This window comes from Acinetobacter sp. CIP 51.11 (genome assembly GCF_000369665.1).
Lineage (GTDB): Bacteria > Pseudomonadota > Gammaproteobacteria > Pseudomonadales > Moraxellaceae > Acinetobacter > Acinetobacter lwoffii_S.
The window spans coordinates 1548893-1565984 of the sequence record NZ_KB850129.1; the positions used below are offsets into that span (position 1 = coordinate 1548893).

Annotated in this window: 11 protein-coding genes and 1 tRNA gene; 3 read left to right on the forward strand and 9 right to left on the reverse strand. The window is 43.3% G+C overall.

The annotated features are described in order from the left end of the window. Window positions 1-124 precede the first annotated feature (124 nt). Together F894_RS11115 and greB are read right to left on the reverse strand one after the other, a co-directional pair. Window positions 125-214 (reverse strand) — tRNA-Ser (locus tag F894_RS11115). 88 nt (window positions 215-302) lie between these two features. Further along, window positions 303-797, reverse strand: coding sequence for a transcription elongation factor GreB (gene greB / locus F894_RS11120; RefSeq protein ID WP_004280533.1), 495 nt, complete (start codon window positions 795-797; stop codon window positions 303-305). A gap of 362 nt (window positions 798-1159) precedes the next feature. Between greB and F894_RS11125 the strand changes: the two genes are divergently transcribed. Continuing rightward, a complete protein-coding gene (locus F894_RS11125) occupies window positions 1160-2275 on the forward strand; it encodes an MltF family protein (RefSeq protein WP_005247689.1) in 1116 nt (371 codons plus the stop codon). Window positions 2276-2368: 93 nt separating this feature from the next. Here F894_RS11125 and F894_RS11130 read toward each other — a convergent pair whose 3' ends face one another. Together F894_RS11130 and ttcA are read right to left on the reverse strand one after the other, a co-directional pair. After that, a complete protein-coding gene (locus tag F894_RS11130; protein ID WP_004280536.1) occupies window positions 2369-2755 on the reverse strand; it encodes an SCP2 sterol-binding domain-containing protein in 387 nt (128 codons plus the stop codon). Window positions 2756-2961: 206 nt separating this feature from the next. Then, window positions 2962-3888, reverse strand: coding sequence for a tRNA 2-thiocytidine(32) synthetase TtcA (ttcA, locus tag F894_RS11135; RefSeq protein WP_004280538.1), 927 nt, complete (start codon window positions 3886-3888; stop codon window positions 2962-2964). A 499-nt stretch (window positions 3889-4387) separates the two neighbouring features. Here ttcA and F894_RS11140 point away from each other — a divergent pair, with 499 nt between their 5' ends. Together F894_RS11140 and htpX are read left to right on the forward strand one after the other, a co-directional pair. Next, window positions 4388-5260: a lytic transglycosylase domain-containing protein gene (locus F894_RS11140; protein WP_005106351.1), complete on the forward strand. Its 873-nt coding sequence runs from the start codon at window positions 4388-4390 to the stop codon at window positions 5258-5260. Between the two features lie 176 nt (window positions 5261-5436). Continuing rightward, window positions 5437-6342, forward strand: coding sequence for a protease HtpX (htpX, locus tag F894_RS11145; RefSeq protein WP_004280540.1), 906 nt, complete (start codon window positions 5437-5439; stop codon window positions 6340-6342). 81 nt (window positions 6343-6423) lie between these two features. Here the strand turns inward: htpX and F894_RS11150 are convergent, their stop codons facing one another. The 5 genes from F894_RS11150 to F894_RS11170 form a co-directional block, all read right to left on the reverse strand. Continuing rightward, window positions 6424-7005 carry a DUF4112 domain-containing protein gene (locus F894_RS11150; RefSeq protein ID WP_005247690.1) on the reverse strand — a complete coding sequence of 194 codons (582 nt, stop codon included), beginning with the start codon at window positions 7003-7005 and terminating at the stop codon, window positions 6424-6426. Window positions 7006-7079: 74 nt separating this feature from the next. Then, window positions 7080-8420, reverse strand: coding sequence for a magnesium transporter (gene mgtE / locus F894_RS11155; RefSeq protein ID WP_005247691.1), 1341 nt, complete (start codon window positions 8418-8420; stop codon window positions 7080-7082). Between the two features lie 162 nt (window positions 8421-8582). Beyond that, window positions 8583-11711, reverse strand: a complete 3129-nt coding sequence (locus tag F894_RS11160; RefSeq protein WP_005247692.1) for an efflux RND transporter permease subunit — start codon at window positions 11709-11711, stop codon at window positions 8583-8585. Between the two features lie 172 nt (window positions 11712-11883). Continuing rightward, on the reverse strand, window positions 11884-14979 hold the full coding sequence (locus F894_RS11165) for a multidrug efflux RND transporter permease subunit (protein ID WP_005247693.1): 3096 nt from the start codon (window positions 14977-14979) through the stop codon (window positions 11884-11886). Between the two features lie 257 nt (window positions 14980-15236). Next, a complete protein-coding gene (locus tag F894_RS11170) occupies window positions 15237-16838 on the reverse strand; it encodes an isocitrate lyase (RefSeq protein WP_004280550.1) in 1602 nt (533 codons plus the stop codon). Between the last annotated feature and the right edge of the window lie 254 nt (window positions 16839-17092).

Consider the following 17092-nt stretch of genomic DNA (forward strand, 5'->3'; position numbering starts at 1 on the left):
ATTTGGCCGATACGCCCATTTTTCAAGATTTTATGCCTTGAGTTCAGGACTGAGGAATTGAGTATTCAAGATCTGCAGCCTCAAAAAGCAAAACCCCAATCTTTCGACTGGGGTTTTTAAAATTTGGCGGAAGCGGTGAGATTCGAACTCACGGAGGACTCACACCCTCGTCGGTTTTCAAGACCGGTGCATTAAACCGCTCTGCCACGCTTCCATGGCCGACATGATATAAACAAAAATCACGCTTGGCAAATATTTTTATACTTTCACTGCATCAACTGCACAAAATAAAATCAATTCCATTAATCTGCTGAATTTTCTGACTTTTCATAACGAATTGAATTGATGAACCAGAGTTTCTTGCCGGAGGGGGTCAATACCTCGGCCTCATCATCGACCTGCTTGCCCAATAACGCGCGTGCCATCGGTGAACTGATCGATATATGCTGCGGATGATGATCATAAATTTCATCTACACCGACAATACGTAAAGTTTTTTGTTCGCCTTCTTCATTTTCAATTTCTACCCAGGCACCAAAATAAACTTTCCCTTCCTGCTCCGGGGAAAAATCGATGATTTTCAGTTCTTCGAGGCGCTTGCCGAGATACCTGACCCGTCGATCAATTTTACGTAAAATTTGCTTGTTATATTGGTAGTCTGCGTTTTCAGAACGGTCGCCAAGACTGGCGGCCCAGTTCACTTTTTTGGTAATTTCAGGGCGCTCTTCATGCCAGAGATTTTTAAGTTCTGCCACCAATTTATCGTGTCCAGCACGGGTGATTAAGTTGGATTTCATACGTCTTGCTGATCATATTTTCAGTGTTTTAACTTACAAACAGATTATTTTATTTACCATTTTAACACAATGGTAAAATTCCAAAAAAATTAACTTTATATTTCAATATCTTAAAATTATTTTTAAAAATAATTTGTGTACAAAATTTGACAATCGTTTTTCAGATCATTAATATGCCAGCAACTTCCGGAAATGCTTACTTTTTAATCTATGTAGTTTTTCTACATAATTATCTTTAAATCTCTTGTCATTTTGAATGACGTCATGACTGCCCAACCCTTATTGAATTTATCAAACTGTTAAAATTTCTGGCTTTGTTGGCTGTGATTTTTAGGGCATAAATTACTTGTAGCGGAGACAACATGCACAGTAGTTCATCCACTGGGTCGAGGCTTTGCCTAAGATCTGTAATTTCTTCTCTCCCTTTGAAAGCACTTGTACTGAGCACTGCATTTATTCCCCTACACAGTATCAATGCAAGTAAGACCACACTTCAGTTTGATCATGTGGTCAATAGCAATAAGTTGACCGTGGTTGCGGTTGAAAATCCGACTACCGTATTTCAGGATGGACAACATCTACATGGCTTCGGTTATGATCTGGTTCGTAACTATGCCAACAATCTGAATGTAAAGCTCGATTTTAAAATCGTTCCTGATAATAATACGGCACTACAATGGGTTGCTCAGGGTAAAGCCAATCTGGCTATGACAACTACCGATATACGCACCATTGAAAACAAGCGTTTGACGTCATTCTCAGCCACTTGTGGCGATGAATCGATTCTGTCGAGTAATGGCTTGAATACCAATTTAAACCTGGTATTTAAATCTGCTACAGATCCTTTGAGCCAGACGGCCAGTGCTTTTGTCTGCAAAGGTAAACAAAGTGGTGCCATCAAGCAGCTTGCTTCATTTTATAATCAGAATGTGGTGAAAGAGGAATCCTGGACCACCATTCAACGTGATTTGAACAATCGCCTGCCGATCTATGAAGCGAGTTTTAAACAGACAGCGCAGCAGTATGATCTGGATTGGCATTTACTGGCGGCCATTGGTTATCAGGAATCTTATCTGAAACCGAATTCAGTTTCTCCGACGGGTGTGCGTGGTTTGATGATGCTGACCAACAGTACAGCAAAAGCCATGGGCGTGAGTAACCGTACCGATCCTGCTCAAAGTATTCAGGGTGGTGCCAAGTATTATGATCAAATGCTTAGTCGCTATGAGCATATTCCTTTTCCAGATCGGAACTGGTTTGCACTGGTAGCGTATAATATGGGTCCAGGTGCAGTGAATCAGTTGCAAAAGCGCATTCAGTCGCAAGGCAAGAACCCGAATAACTGGGTGAACTTATATGCCTATCTGGATCAGAATAAGGCCAATAATGGTCGTTACCGTCAAGCGGTGCAATATGTAACCCGTATTCGTGCTTATCTGGAGCATATCAAGACCACACCGCAATTGGTGAATATCTAAGCTGAAATCTTAGCGTTAATCAAAATGCCATAAAAAAAGCTTACCTCAGGGTAAGCTTTTTTCGTCTTCATTCAGGTTAATGTCTTAGCAGAATTAAGCTGTGGTATTTTCAAGCACTTTCTTGAACAAATCTTTTTGTTCCTGACTTGGTTTTGCAGTCTGAAGTGCCATCAATTGTGACATATCACCTTGTACTTTAATTTTACCCGTCATAAAGGCCTGCATCGCAGCCGCCATATCAAACTCCAGGAAAACTTTACGTAGAGTTTCGCCATCCATATTCAGCGTGGTTTTGGCATTTGAAGACAAACCTTTTTTGATTGCCCCACCATCTAAAGATAGTTCAGTATTACCTGTAGTGTCCGCTACAACCAAATTAATCGCAAGGTTCGCCAAAGCTGGTGGCAAATTCAAATCGCCAGCTTGCGCAGTTAGAGTTTCTACAGTTGAAAACCAATCATCAGTTAAAAAAGCAGGCATGATCTTTCCTCAAATTATTTGTTCATTTGTGTCGACTATCCAGACGACATCATGTTGAAGCTATTATGCTTGTGCTTTGTTATATCATGATCATTAGCGCAAAGGCTAACGAATTTTGTACGCGCCGTTCAATTTTTGTAGTTCTATTTTTATTTATGTTTATAAGCAGACATCAACCCGCAGGCTGATGTCTACACGTTCTAAAATTAGTCTGCAGCAAAGCCCAGATTAACCATATTGATCCGGCGGTTCTCGCCTTCCACCGCTTCTTCAGTTGAATCACCACCTTTGAAGTCGAATTCACGCTGGCTATCCAGAACTTCAAAATCAAATAATTCACGATCGACTAGCTGTGATGGCGAAACATTTTGCAATGCGCCAAAAATGCTGTGCAGACGTTTTGGATGTGCTTTATCCCAATCACGTAACATGTCATTGATAATTGCGCGCTGCAGGTTGTCCTGAGAGCCACATAAATTACATGGAATAATTGGAAATTGACGCATTTCTGCATATTTAATGATGTCTTTTTCTTCCACATAGGCCAGTGGACGAATCAGAATGTTCTTTTTGTCTGAAGACAACAGTTTTGGTGGCATAGCTTTCAAGCTGCCGCCATGGAACAGGTTCAGGAAGAAAGTCGCCAAGATATCATCACGATGATGGCCTAAGGCAACCTTGGTCGCACCAATTTCCTGCGCAAAACCGTATAAAGAACCACGACGCAAACGCGAACAGACTGCACAGTAGGTTTTACCTTCAGGCGTCAACTTTTTGGTGATGCTGTAGGTGTCTTTTTCCAAAATGTAATACGGAATGTTATTTTCTTCTAAATAACGCGGTAATACATCTTCCGGGAAGCCTGGCTGTTTCTGGTCCAGATTCACAGCCACTACATCGAAATTGATCGGTGCGATGCGCTTGAACTGTAGCAGGATATCCAACAGGGTATAACTGTCTTTACCACCAGAAATACACACCATGACCTTATCGCCTTCTTCAATCATCTTGAAGTCACGAATGGCATGTCCGACCTGGCGGCGAAGCTTCTTCAACAAACGGTAGTAGGCTGAGCTTGTTGGCAGTTCAGGTTTGAAATTAAATCCTTGTTCGGACTCAACTGGCGAGTACATAGACGAGATTAACCCATAAAAAAAATACCGCGCAATTTTAGCCGATTCGGACCGCTATCGCATCAAAAGAATTTATTTTCATGAAAATGTCTTATTAGTTTCATTTTCATGTTTTATTTAGATTGATATATTGAACGATTGCGTTCATTTTTTAGTCAAGATGCTTATCTTTTGGACTTTTCCACAGTTGTCCACAAAAGCTGTGGATAACTTTGTGGATTGAAACAGACTTGACAACTTGTCCGGCTCAAAAGATAAGGCTTTTCTTTGAATTGATTATTTTTTGATCAATTTAATTATTAATAAAAATCAAATAGTTAACCCTGTCAAGCCTAAGGTTTTAAATTAAATCATATTTTTTTTTCTATCGCTAAAATGTAAAAAAAGACTTGCATTTACAAACTCGTTTATAAATGCAGCGCACAAGTCTTTTCATTCCGTAATTTTTTGTTAAACTCTTTATTAAATTTTTCTCGCTTGTGTTTACTTAATATAAACAATGAAAATAAATGTGCATGTTTTGGGGCGTTATGGGATCAGTGGTTTGCTATTGGCAAGCTGTTGTCATTTTGCTTATGCTGGTCAAACGATCTATCAATTACGCGACAGTAATGGCAGTACTTTATTGACCAATAAGAAAAGTCGCTATAATCACCTGCAGGTAGAAAAGAAAACTTATTATCCCGACAGCAATATTCATAGTTATAGTAACTGGGGTTCGAGTGAAGCTTCCGTGTTACCTAGCTATAGTAAAAATAAAAATGCCTATGACTCGATCATCCGTCAGGCAGCACAAACCTATGGCGTGTCTGAAGGCTTGATTAAAGCTGTGATGCATACCGAATCCGGTTTTAATGTACAGGCACGCTCTCCAGTCGGTGCACAGGGCTTAATGCAACTCATGCCCGCGACTGCCCGTCGTTTTAATGTCAGCAATGCTTATGACCCGCAGCAGAATATTATGGCAGGTGCCAAATATCTGGCCTGGTTATTGAAACGTTTTAATGGCAATACTACCTTGGCACTGGCCGGCTATAATGCCGGTGAAGGTAATGTTGCCAAATATAAGGGCGTGCCACCGTTTCGTGAAACTCAGGACTATGTCCGTCGTGTCAGCAGCCGTTATCAGAACCTATATGCTCAAGGTCTAGGTAATCATAGTGCTGCCTATACAGCATCTTCTGATACTGGCCGTGTGATTGCCAGTTCTGACAATTATTCGACTGGAACCACCACAGCTTCCAATATTCAGGCTGCCAAGTATCAGCGTCAGATCATTGCTCAAGCGGATGGCAGTTTCACCGATGCACCGGCAGGCTCTTATGCCACCGCGAATGCGTCAGCATCTGCAAAAATATATTTGAGTGAATAATTCCTAAACAGCTTTGTTTTTAAAGACCTATGTTTCAGTTTGTACAAAAAATATCCTGTGTTTTTTGTAGCCAAATGCTATTTTTTCCTTGAATTCTTCTCGATTTCACCGCATATTGAATTCAATGATTTACATTTAATAATCAGATTATTTTTCTGTAATAAGAGGATTTCTCAATGATGCGGATTGGTTTGTTCTTGCTAACCAACCTCGCGGTACTGGTTGTAGCTGGCATTATCTTGTCACTCTTCGGTGTCGGTAGTTACCATGGCGCAGGTGGCTTGAATCTAGGCAACCTGTTGGTCATCTGTTTTGTGTTCGGTATGGTCGGCTCAATGATTTCCCTGTTCATGTCTAAATGGATGGCGAAAAAGACCACGGGTACTGAACTGATTGACCCGAATGCACCTCGTAACCAAGCTGAAGCCTGGTTGCTCCAAGAAGTTGCACAACTTTCTCAGCGTGCGGGCATTAAAATGCCGGAAGTGGGTATTTTTCCTTCTTACCAGTCGAATGCCTTTGCCACTGGCTGGAACAAAAACGATGCTCTCGTTGCGGTATCAACCGGCTTGCTTGAGCGTATGAACAAAGACGAACTTCGTGCTGTATTGGCGCATGAAATCGGTCACGTTGCCAATGGTGACATGGTCACTCTGGCACTGATCCAAGGCGTAGTAAACGCCTTCGTGATGTTCTTCGCACGTGTCGCGGGTGATTTTATTGACCGCAATGTCTTTGGTCGTGAAGAAGGTGAAGCACCGGGTATTGCCTATTTCGTGATTACTATTGTACTGGATATCGTGTTCGGTATCTTGGCGTCGTCGATTGTGATGTGGTTCTCTCGTCATCGTGAATACCGTGCTGATGAAGCAGGTGCACGTTTGGCAGGTAAACAAGCCATGATTTCAGCATTACTGCGCTTACAGGCAGAATCTGAAATGCCAGATGCCATGCCGAAAGAAATGAAAGCATTTGCGATTTCTGCGGGTAAAGAAGAAGGCTTTAGCCTTGCTGCATTGTTCCAGACGCATCCAAGCATCGAACAGCGTGTCGCTGCATTGCAACAACTAGATTGTGCTTAAGTAAAACTTTAGTTTTGATTTAAGAAAAGCCTGCAGTTGCAGGCTTTTTTTATTGGATTTAATTATTTTTTAGCTAGCCTATCATTGGCTGAACCATTGATATAGCGCCATAGCACCCCATCCGATCGCGAAGACAAATACAATCAGGAATAAAGTACCTAAAATATCGGGGATGTGAATCCAGATCCAGGCCACCACGGGATTGCGCCAGAATACAGATTGCTGCTGTTTACGTTCCAGACTTTCATGCAAAAATGGGTGCACTACATGCCGGTCGCTGCTAATCTGGTATTCCTCACGAATATGCAAGTGCACGACATCGAGTGCCTTACGACTGGGCCGGATAAAAATATCAAAGACCGTGCCCGCCACCGGAATAAATCCTACTACCGCATCGATCGCCGCCATCTTCATCACTGGATTGAGTTTGGCACTCGGCACCCCGATCTGTTTGGCCTTATGAATGGCATAACAGGTCAGTACAAAACCGGCAATATCTCCAGCAACCGGAATCGTACTCAAAGCCGCGTCTGCCCCCACCCCTTGCTTGGTAAATGGAATACGCACCACGGAATCCATCATATTGGCAAACTTGGCCAGATCACGTTCCAGACGTATTACCTCTTGTTGGCTTAGTTTTGGTTTTTGTTCAGGCTCAGGCATAGGTTATTCCAGAAATAATGCTGATTTTCTTGAGCATAAAGTATTTTTTATACGCTGATGTATCAATTTGTGAATTAAAACAACAATTTGGAAGCCACAAATAAATACAGAATCACACCAGTAGCATCGCAGATGGAAGTCACCAACGGCGCCGAAGCACTGGCAGGATCAAGTTTGAGTTTATTTAAAATAAAAGGCAGACTCATGCCGATCAGGCAGCCCATCAACACAATCCCAAGCATGCTGATGGCCAGCACCACAGCGACCATGATATCTCCCCGGATATAACCGAGAATGGATACCGCAATCGCCATGGTGCCACCTAAACATAGCGCCACCAGCGATTCACGACTGAGCAGGTTAAACCAGTCCTTGAACTCGACATCGCCTGTGGCCAAAGCACGCACCATCAAGGTGGCTGATTGCGAACCGGCATTCCCGCCACTCCCCACCAAAAGCGGCAAGAAAAATACCAGCACGATATGTGCGGCAATGATCTCTTCAAAGTGTGCAATGCCGATTCCAGAGAGCAGACTGCCAAAAACCAGAATGACCAGCCAAAAGACCCGCTTCTGATACAGGGTCAAAATCGGGGCAGTTTTAAGGCTCATTTCAGTCAACGGCGTTACTGCACCCGACTTTAAAATATCTTCCGTGGTTTCGGCTTCGACAATGTCCATTGCATCGTCATAGGTGACAATTCCTAAGAGTTTTTGCTGTGCATCAACTACAGGCAGAGCAATAAAATCATAGTAGGCCAAGGCTCGAGCTACAATTTCCTGATCATCTGTTACCTGAGCAGAAATGACGTCACGTTGCATCACCTCGGCAATGCTCAGCTCAGGTAAGGCCTGTATGATCTGCCTTAAGGAAATCACACCGATCAGCCGTTTTTCTGCATCGACAATATATATCAGATACAGGGTTTCCTGCCCCGCGGTCACTACACGTAAAGCCTGTATCGCTTCATCCATGGTTAAATCGGGTAAGAGCGTCACAAAACTTGAGCTCATCATGGCCCCAGCCGTGCCTTCCGGATAGATGGCCAGATCTTTGAGTGTCTGCTGGGACTCTTCAGATAATGCACCCATCAATTGCAGCTGTAGCGGCGGCGAAAACTGCTTATAAATATCGACAAAATCATCAGAAGGCATCGCGTCCAGAATGGGAACAAGTTCTGAAATAGATAAGTGCTGTGCCACGTTTAACTGCTGCCCTAGGGGCATAAAAGCATAGACCAAGCTCGATTCATTCAGTTCCTTTAAAATTCGGGCCTGTTGCCGAGCATCTAAACGACTTAAAATGCGCGCCTGATCGGCGACATTCAGCTGACTGAGTAAACCTACAGCAATGTTGTGATTTTCAGAATGCAATTGTTGTTGGATATGCTGGATTTTTTCTGAAATTGTCGGCATAAGCAGCTCATTATAAAAGTCTGGCATTCAAGAGAGGTTTGTCCTGATCCCTATGTATCCTAATTTTTTATGTGAATAATTTTAATGATCATGCTGCAATATGACGATATTTTTTGTATAAATCAATTCCTCGATATTTAGCCAGAAAAAAGCCTGACTGAGTCAGGCTTGTTCACTTTCTAAAGATGGATGCTCTATCACCACTGATTGAGAAACCGTTTTTTTAATCATCAGACTACGAATCAATACATACATAAAGGGAATAAACAGCAGTACCAGGACAGTGGCAAATAGCACCCCACCAAAAACACTACTGCCAATCTCCTGCCGGCTGATTGCACTGACGCCGGTGGCAAACATCAAAGGCAGTACGCCCGCTGCAAATGCAATGGAAGTCATGACAATAGGACGCAAGCGTAAGCCCGCAGCCATTATCGCGGCCTGAAACGGAGTATGACCTGCCCGCTCTGCTTGTGCAGCAAACTCTACAATCAAAATTGCATTTTTACAGGACAGACCGATAGTCGTCAGCAAGGCGATATGAAAGTAAATATCGTTCGCAAAACCAAACCAGACACAGAACAGAATACTTCCTCCCACGCCCAGAGGAATCGCGGTCAACACCACAGCAGGAATCGTCCAGCTTTCATAGAGTGCCGTTAAACATAAGAAAATAAAGGCAATCGAAATTAGATACAAGAAAATAGCTTGTCCACTGCTGCGTTTTTCTTCTAGGGCAGCTCCACTCCAGGCCAAATTTACTCCATCTTGTTCATCAACTAAAGCTTCGACATCTTGCATGGTTTGACTCGAAAATTGATCTTTGGGAATACCTGCATATACAGGCACGGCGTTATAGCCCATATAACGATTGATACTATTCGGTCCACCTTGCCAATTTAGCGTAGTGAATTGATTAAACGATAACATTTCGCCTGTGCTATTGCGGACATGCCAATGTGCCAAATCTTCAGGTTTAGAACGGAACTCCGCTTCGCCTTGCATGATGACCCGTTTGATTTGTCCACGATCAATAAAGTCATTGATATAGGTACCACTCCAAGCCGTAGCCAACGTACTGTTAAAACTTTGCTGAGGTACGGCATATTTGAGTAAACGTTCTATATCCAGTTTAATATTCAGCTCAGCACTATCTTTGGGTACATCAAGTTGTAAATATTCAATCGATGATTTTGCTTTGGCACGAGTTTCAATCTCAGAGAAGGATTGCTGTAAAAACTCGCTACCCCGAGAATCTAGATCTTGTAACCAGAAGTCGACCACACGTCCATTATTTGACATAGAAGGTGCCATAAAGAAAATCTGGGCATTGGTATGATTGGCAAAGTGCTTTTGTGCACGATCTACAATAGCAAAGACGGTATCTTCAGGATTTTTACGCGCTGCCCAGTCCTTTAATACGACAAATAGCTGACCACGATAAGGCCCAACCCCAACATTGTTTCCGCTATACCAAATCCCAATGCTTTGAATGCACTCAGATTCATGCTGCATTAAATAGTCCTGGACTTCACGCCCTACTTTTTCTATCTCAGAACGTGGTGCATTGCCCGGCATCACAATTTGACCCATGACAAAGCCCATATCTTCCGTTGGCATTAGCCCTTCGGGCAAGGTTTTATAAAGCCAGCCAAAGCCTAAAACACATATACTAAATACAGCCAACATCGTCATTTTAGACTGCATGCTACGTGCAGAAAGCTTTTGGTAACGTATGGTGAGCTTATCCATGCCACGATTAAAACGCTGTGCCCATTTTGGTTGATGTGGTTGACGTTTTAGCAGTTGCGCTGCAAATGTAGGGGTGATGATGAGTGCCACCAATAAAGAAAGTAGCATTGCCACGACCAACGTGATGGAAAACTGACGATAGATGACTCCTGTCATACTGCCAAAAAATGCCATGGGAATAAATACAGCAGTTAAGACCAAAGTAATCCCGATCAATGCACCGCTGATTTCCTTCATTGACTTTAAAGCTGCAGCCTGAGCATCCAAATGTTCTTCATGCATCAAACGTTCAATGTTTTCCACGACCACAATGGCATCATCGACCAACAGGCCAATCGCCAAAATCAGGGCAAACAAGGTAAAACTGTTTAAGCTCATTCCCAGTACATACAGCACCGCAAATGTGGCTAAAACTACAATCGGAATCGTGACTGCAGGAATAATAGTAGCGCGCCAGTTTTGCAGGAAGATAAACATCACCAAAACCACCAGTACCATCGCTTCAACCAGAGTTTTCGCGACTTGTTCAATTGAACTGGTAATAAATGGGGTTTTGTCCATGGTCATACGTAATTGATAATGTGCAGGCAAATTGGCTTGGGCATTTTTCAATACCGTTTGCATCTGCTCTGAAACCGCAATCGCATTACTCCGTGGCGCCAATTGAATCGATAATGCAGCGGATAAATGACCGTTGGTATAATTTAAATGGTTATAACTTTCTGCCCCTAACTCAACACGTGCGACATCTTTCAAGTACAGTACTGAACCTGAATCTGTTGTTTTCACAATAATTTTTTCAAATTCATCAATGCTACTTAAACGTGATCCTGCACTGACCTTGGCATTCATGTATTGATCTTGTGCTGTCGGTAATCCACCAATAGAACCTGACACAAGTGGTGCATTTTGTGCCTCGACTGCATTGCGAATATCACTCGGCATCAGATTAAATTGGCGTAGTTTATGTGGATTGAGCCAAATGCGCATCGCATAGCCTGCGCCATAAAGCTCCACCTCACCCATTCCGTCAATACGCGAAAAACGCGGTTCGACATGCACCATTAAATAGTCAGCAAGCTCTGTCGGTGTCGCCTTCCCTGATTCATCATATAAACTCAGTAATGCAAATTGATCATAACCTTGTTTATAAACAGCCACTCCATTTTGCTGGGTTTCTTCAGGCAATCGACTTAGCACACCATTGACTGCATTTTGCACTTGCAACAGTGCCTGATCGAGATCTACTCCTTGCTCAAACGACAGGGTCAGATTTGCACGCCCCACGCTACTGTTGGACTGAAAGCTTTCCAAACCTTCAATGCCTTTTACCGCTTGTTCTAAAATTTGTGTGACCGATTGCTCAACGGTTTCCGCAGATGCACCACGATACCCCGCAGAAACACCTAACGCAGGTGCATCCATATTCGGCATATGCTCAATAGGAATTTTTTGCAGTGCAAAAATTCCTAACACCATCATGATAATGGCGATCACAGTTGCAAATTTAGGTCGATAAATAAAAAAGCGTGACAACATGAATAAAAATCCCCATCAGATGCATTCTCACGACGCATTCTTGTATGAATAGATGATTTCTATAGCAATTTTCACACCATGCTGAAAACGCAACCAGTCATTGGACGAGTTTTGGCGATAAAAAAATCCCCGTATAAACGGGGATTTTTCAGCTCTAGAGTTTTCCTTTATTTTAAGCACGCGATTTTTTGATGATGAGTCGACGAATTAAAACATACATAAATGGAATAAAAATCAGCACCAGCAATGTTCCAAAAATGACACCACCAAATACACTCACGCCAATTTCCTGACGACTCACCGCACCAGCGCCTGTAGCAAAGACCAGCGGTAAAATCCCTGCGCCAAAGGCCAAAGAAGTCATCAAAATTGGACGTAGACGTAAAGATGCACCTTCTAGTGCGGCTTCTACTACCGATTTACCTTGTTGCTGCGCTAATGAAGCAAATTCCACAATCAGAATGGCATTCTTACAGGACAGACCAATGGTAGTCAGCAAGGCAATCTGGAAATAGATATCATTCGGGAAACCAGCCAGATAACTGAAAATAATATTGCCGCCAATCCCGAGTGGAATAGCTGACATCACGGCGGTTGGAATGCTCCAGCTTTCATATAAAGCCGCCAGACAAAGAAAAATAAAACCAATTGAAATCAGATACAGCCAGATCGCCTGATTATTGGACTGTTTTTCCTCGAAAGAAAGACCGCTCCAGACCACATCCACCCCTTCCTGCTCGGCAATTAAAGCTTCCACATCTTGCATGGCCTGGCCGGAACTGCTGTCTTTGGCCCGATCGGCTTCCATTTGCAATGCGGTATACCCCATAAAGCGGTTGACCACTTCAGGACCACCACTCCAGCCCACTTGCGAGAAGTTACTGAAAGGCACCATCTGATTTTGGTCATTTCGTACATGCCACTGTGCCAGATCTTCCGGCTTAGAGCGGAATTCAGCATCACCCTGCATAATCACCCGTTTAATCCGACCACGATCAATAAAGTCATTGATATAACTGCCGCCCCAAGCACTGGATAAAGTACTGTTGATTGCCGATTGAGTCAGGCCGTTGGCCATGGCCTGTTTTTGATCAATATTGACACGTAGTTCTGCTTTGTCAGGATTAGAACGCTTGCCCAGATTTTCAAAGCTTGTATAGTTGCCCGCCCGAGCTTCCAGCGCTTTAAATTGCTGTTCCAGATATTGCCGGCCATTGCCATTGATATCTCGAATCCAGAAATCCAGACCATCGGTTTGTCCCAGACCATTGACTGAAGCTGGCATGGACACATTAATTTGTGCATTGCGATTACTCTGGAAATGCTTCAAAGCCCGTTCACGAATCGATTGTGCAGTATTGTCCTGACCGGAACGCTCATCCCAATGTTTCAACGCTACAAAACCGGTCGCGAGGTTCTGACCAGTTCCAGAGAAATTTCGCCCATAACGGATCATCACCAGATTGACATTAGCTTGTTCCTGATCCAAAAAATACTTACGGACTTCTTCACCGATCTGAATGGTATTTTTCATCGGAGCGCCTTCCTGCAATTTGATTTGCAAGCTTAAGATCCCCTGATCCTCACTCGGTAAGAAACTGGTCGGCAAGGCACGATAGAACAGCGCAAACACACCGATCAATCCGGCAAACAGCAGCAAACAGATTGCCTGACGCTGGACCGTGAGTTTAGACAAATTCAGATAACGATGTTTTAAATGATCCAGTTTCTGGTTAAACCAGGATGCCCATTTTGCCGGTTTAGGATTCGGTTTTAGAATAAGCGCGCACAATGCTGGGGTTAGAATCAATGCCACCATTAAGGACAGCGACATGGCCGCAACCAAAGTGATAGAAAATTGGCGATAGATCACGCCAGTCGAACCACCAAAGAAAGCCATCGGAATAAAGACTGCGGTCAAAACCAAAGTAATCCCGATCAGTGCTCCACTAATTTCCTGCATGGATTCCAGGGCCGCGTCCTTGGCAGACAGTTGCTTTTCATGCATCAACCGTTCGACGTTTTCCACCACAACAATCGCATCATCCACCAACAGGCCGATCGCCAGAACCAGCGCAAATAAGGTTAAGGTGTTGATACTCATACCCAGTGCATACAGCACCGCCATAGTACCCAAAATCACCACTGGAACAGTCACGGTAGGAATCAAAGTGGCACGCCAGTTCTGCAAGAAAATGAACATCACAATGATGACCAAGATCACGGCTTCGATCAGGGTTTTGATCACTTCTTTAATTGATTCTTGTACAAAAGGCGTATTGTCACGTGGGTAAGCAATTTTATAGCCTTCAGGCAATTGCTGGGAAATATGGGCAATTTCAGCCTTAATCAGATTAGAGGTGGCAATGGCATTGGCCCCTGAGGCCAGTGAAATACCCAGACCTGCTGATGGATAACCATTATTGGTACTATAAGATTGATAATTTTCAGCACCCAGTTCCACCCGCGCAATATCTTTCAAATAAATAAAGCTGCCGGCACGATCCGATTTGACAATAATATTCTGGAATTCTTCCACGGTTTTTAGCCGTGAACCTGAAGTAACTTTGGCATTCAGGTATTGCTCGTCTATGGCTGGAAGATCACCAATCGCACCAGCAGCGACCTGAGTATTCTGGGCTTCAATCGCAGCACGCACATCACTTGGCATCAGGTTATATTGTTTTAATTTTGCCGGATTCAGCCAGATCCGCATCGCATATTGTGAACCAAAAACATCCACCTCACCAATGCCTTCAATCCGGGAAATGTCCTGTTCCAGATGGGTCATCAGATAGTCGGAAAGTTCAATATTGTTGCTGCGCCCCGACTCATCATACAGGCTAATTACCATATGGGTATCACCGAGCGATTTAAAGACATTGACACCTTGGCGTTGTACATCTTCCGGTAATCGGTTTAGTACCCCATTAATCGCATTTTGTACCTGCACCTGTGCAGTATCCGGATCGGTACCATTCTCAAAGCTAATGCTGACCCGGCTGCGTCCTGAAGAATCACTACTCGAACTGAAATACAGCAGATGATCAATGCCTTTGATTTGCTGTTCCAGCACTTGAGTCACGCTTTCTTCCACAGTTTCCGCAGAAGCGCCGCTATAAGTTGCTGCCACCGTTATCCTTGGCGGGGCAATGTCCGGATAACGTTCCACTGGCAGGTTCATCACTGCGAACAGGCCGATTGCCATGACAACAATCGCCAGTACCCCAGCAAAGATCGGGCGGTGGATAAAAAATTTAGACAGCATAAGTCCGGGTCACTTTTAATTAAATAGGGGTAAATTGATGCAGAACATAAGCATGCTATATCCAAATATTCAGTGACATAGCACTAGAATGCAAGAATTAAACACATAAAAGCTGCGATAAAAACCAATCATGGAGAAATTATGGATTATCCCTCTTGAGCACGTTCTTGAGATTGCTCTTCCCTATTTATTAATAGCATTTTTCCAAACAAAAAACCCTGCAGATGCAGGGTTTTTTGGTGAATCAATTAAGCGGATTAAGCGCTGAACTGGTTCATTGTGTTTTTAGAATCATCACCAGCTTTCAATGCATTGTCACCAGCGAAGATTTCTTTGTGGTCATCACCGATGTCAGAACCAGCCATTGCTTGGTGTTTAACACATGCGATACCGCCGCGGATTTCTTTACGTTGTACGCCAGCAACATAAGCCAACATACCTTCAGTACCGAAGTAACCTTGAGCAAGCTCATGAGTAGAAAGCGCAGCTGTGTGGTAAGTCGGAAGTGTGATCAAGTGATGGAACACACCCGCTTCACGAGCAGCATCAGCTTGGAATGTACGAACTTTTTCGTCAGCTTCAGCAGCCAGTTCAGTTGCATCGTACTCAGCGCTCATTAACTTAGCACGGTCGTAAGCAGAAACGTCTTTACCTTCAGCAACCCAACGGTCATACGCTTGTTGACGGAAGTTTAAAGTCCAGTTGAACGAAGGCGAGTTGTTATAAACAAGTTTCGCATTTGGAACTGTTTCACGTACACGGTTAACCATGTGAGCAATTTCAGCAACGTTTGGAGTCGCAGTTTCGATCCAAAGAAGGTCAGCACCGTTTTGTAGGCTAGTTACACAGTCAAGTACAACGCGGTCGATTTGAGTGCCTTCACGGAACTGGTATAGACCAGAAGCAAGACGTTTAGGACGGTGAAGTTTACCATCACGCTTGATCAGGATTTCGTCTTCTTGAGCTTCTGAAATGTCGATTTCAGTTGTGTCTAAGTAGCTAATGTATTGAGAAGCGATGTCGCCTGGCTCTTTAACCACTGGGATTTTTTGAGTCAAGTCAGCGCCTTCAGAGTCAGTACGTGCAACGATGATACCGTCGTCAAGACCCATTTCCAGGAATGCATAGCGAAGAGCGTGGATTTTCGCGATGAAGTCTTCGTGTGGAACTGTTACTTTACCAGCTTGGTGACCACATTGTTTCGCATCAGAAACCTGGTTTTCGATTTGTAGTGCACAAGCACCCGCTTCGATCATTTTCTTAGCAAGTAAGTAAGTCGCTTCTTCGTTACCGAAACCAGCGTCGATGTCCGCAATAATTGGCACAACGTGAGTTTGGAAGTTGTCGATTTGTGAAGTGATTTCAGCTGCTTTAGCAGTGTCGCCCGCTTCTTGTGCTTTTTTAAGTGCACGGAACAAGTCGTTTAATTCTTTCGCGTCAGCTTGACGTAAGAATGTGTAGATTTCTTCGATCAATGCAGGAACAGACGTTTTTTCGTGCATAGATTGGTCAGGAAGTGGACCGAATTCTGAACGAAGCGCTGCAACCATCCAACCAGAAAGGTAGATGTAGCGACGTTCAGTTGTACCGAAGTATTTTTTGTTCGCAATCATTTTTTGTTGCGCGATGAAACCGTGCCAGCAACCTAGTGATTGAGTGTATTTGCTAGAGTCTGCATCATAAGCAGCCATATCACGACGCATAATTGCCGCTGTATATTTCGCAATGTCTAAACCAGTTTTGAAACGGTTTTGAAGTTGCATACGCGCAGCATCTTCAGGACTGATGTCTGCCCAAGTGTTACCGAATTTCGCTTTTAATTCGCGGATTGCATCAATCGCTGTTTGGTATGTAGTCATGATATATTCCTGTAATAATATTAGGATTTTTCTGCAACGAACCGCTCAAATCACACCCTCAATGACTTGTTCAGATTTTCGACGATCCGTTGGGATAGCTAAAGATTAGTTGGCTTATGAAAATTAATCCAATAGTCTGCAAGAATCTTCAGTATTTATTTAAAAAATGAGTAGATCAAAGTCTTAGTACAATCTTGATAGATTATATTAAGATTATGTTTTATATATATTTATTTAAAAATAAAAATGGATAA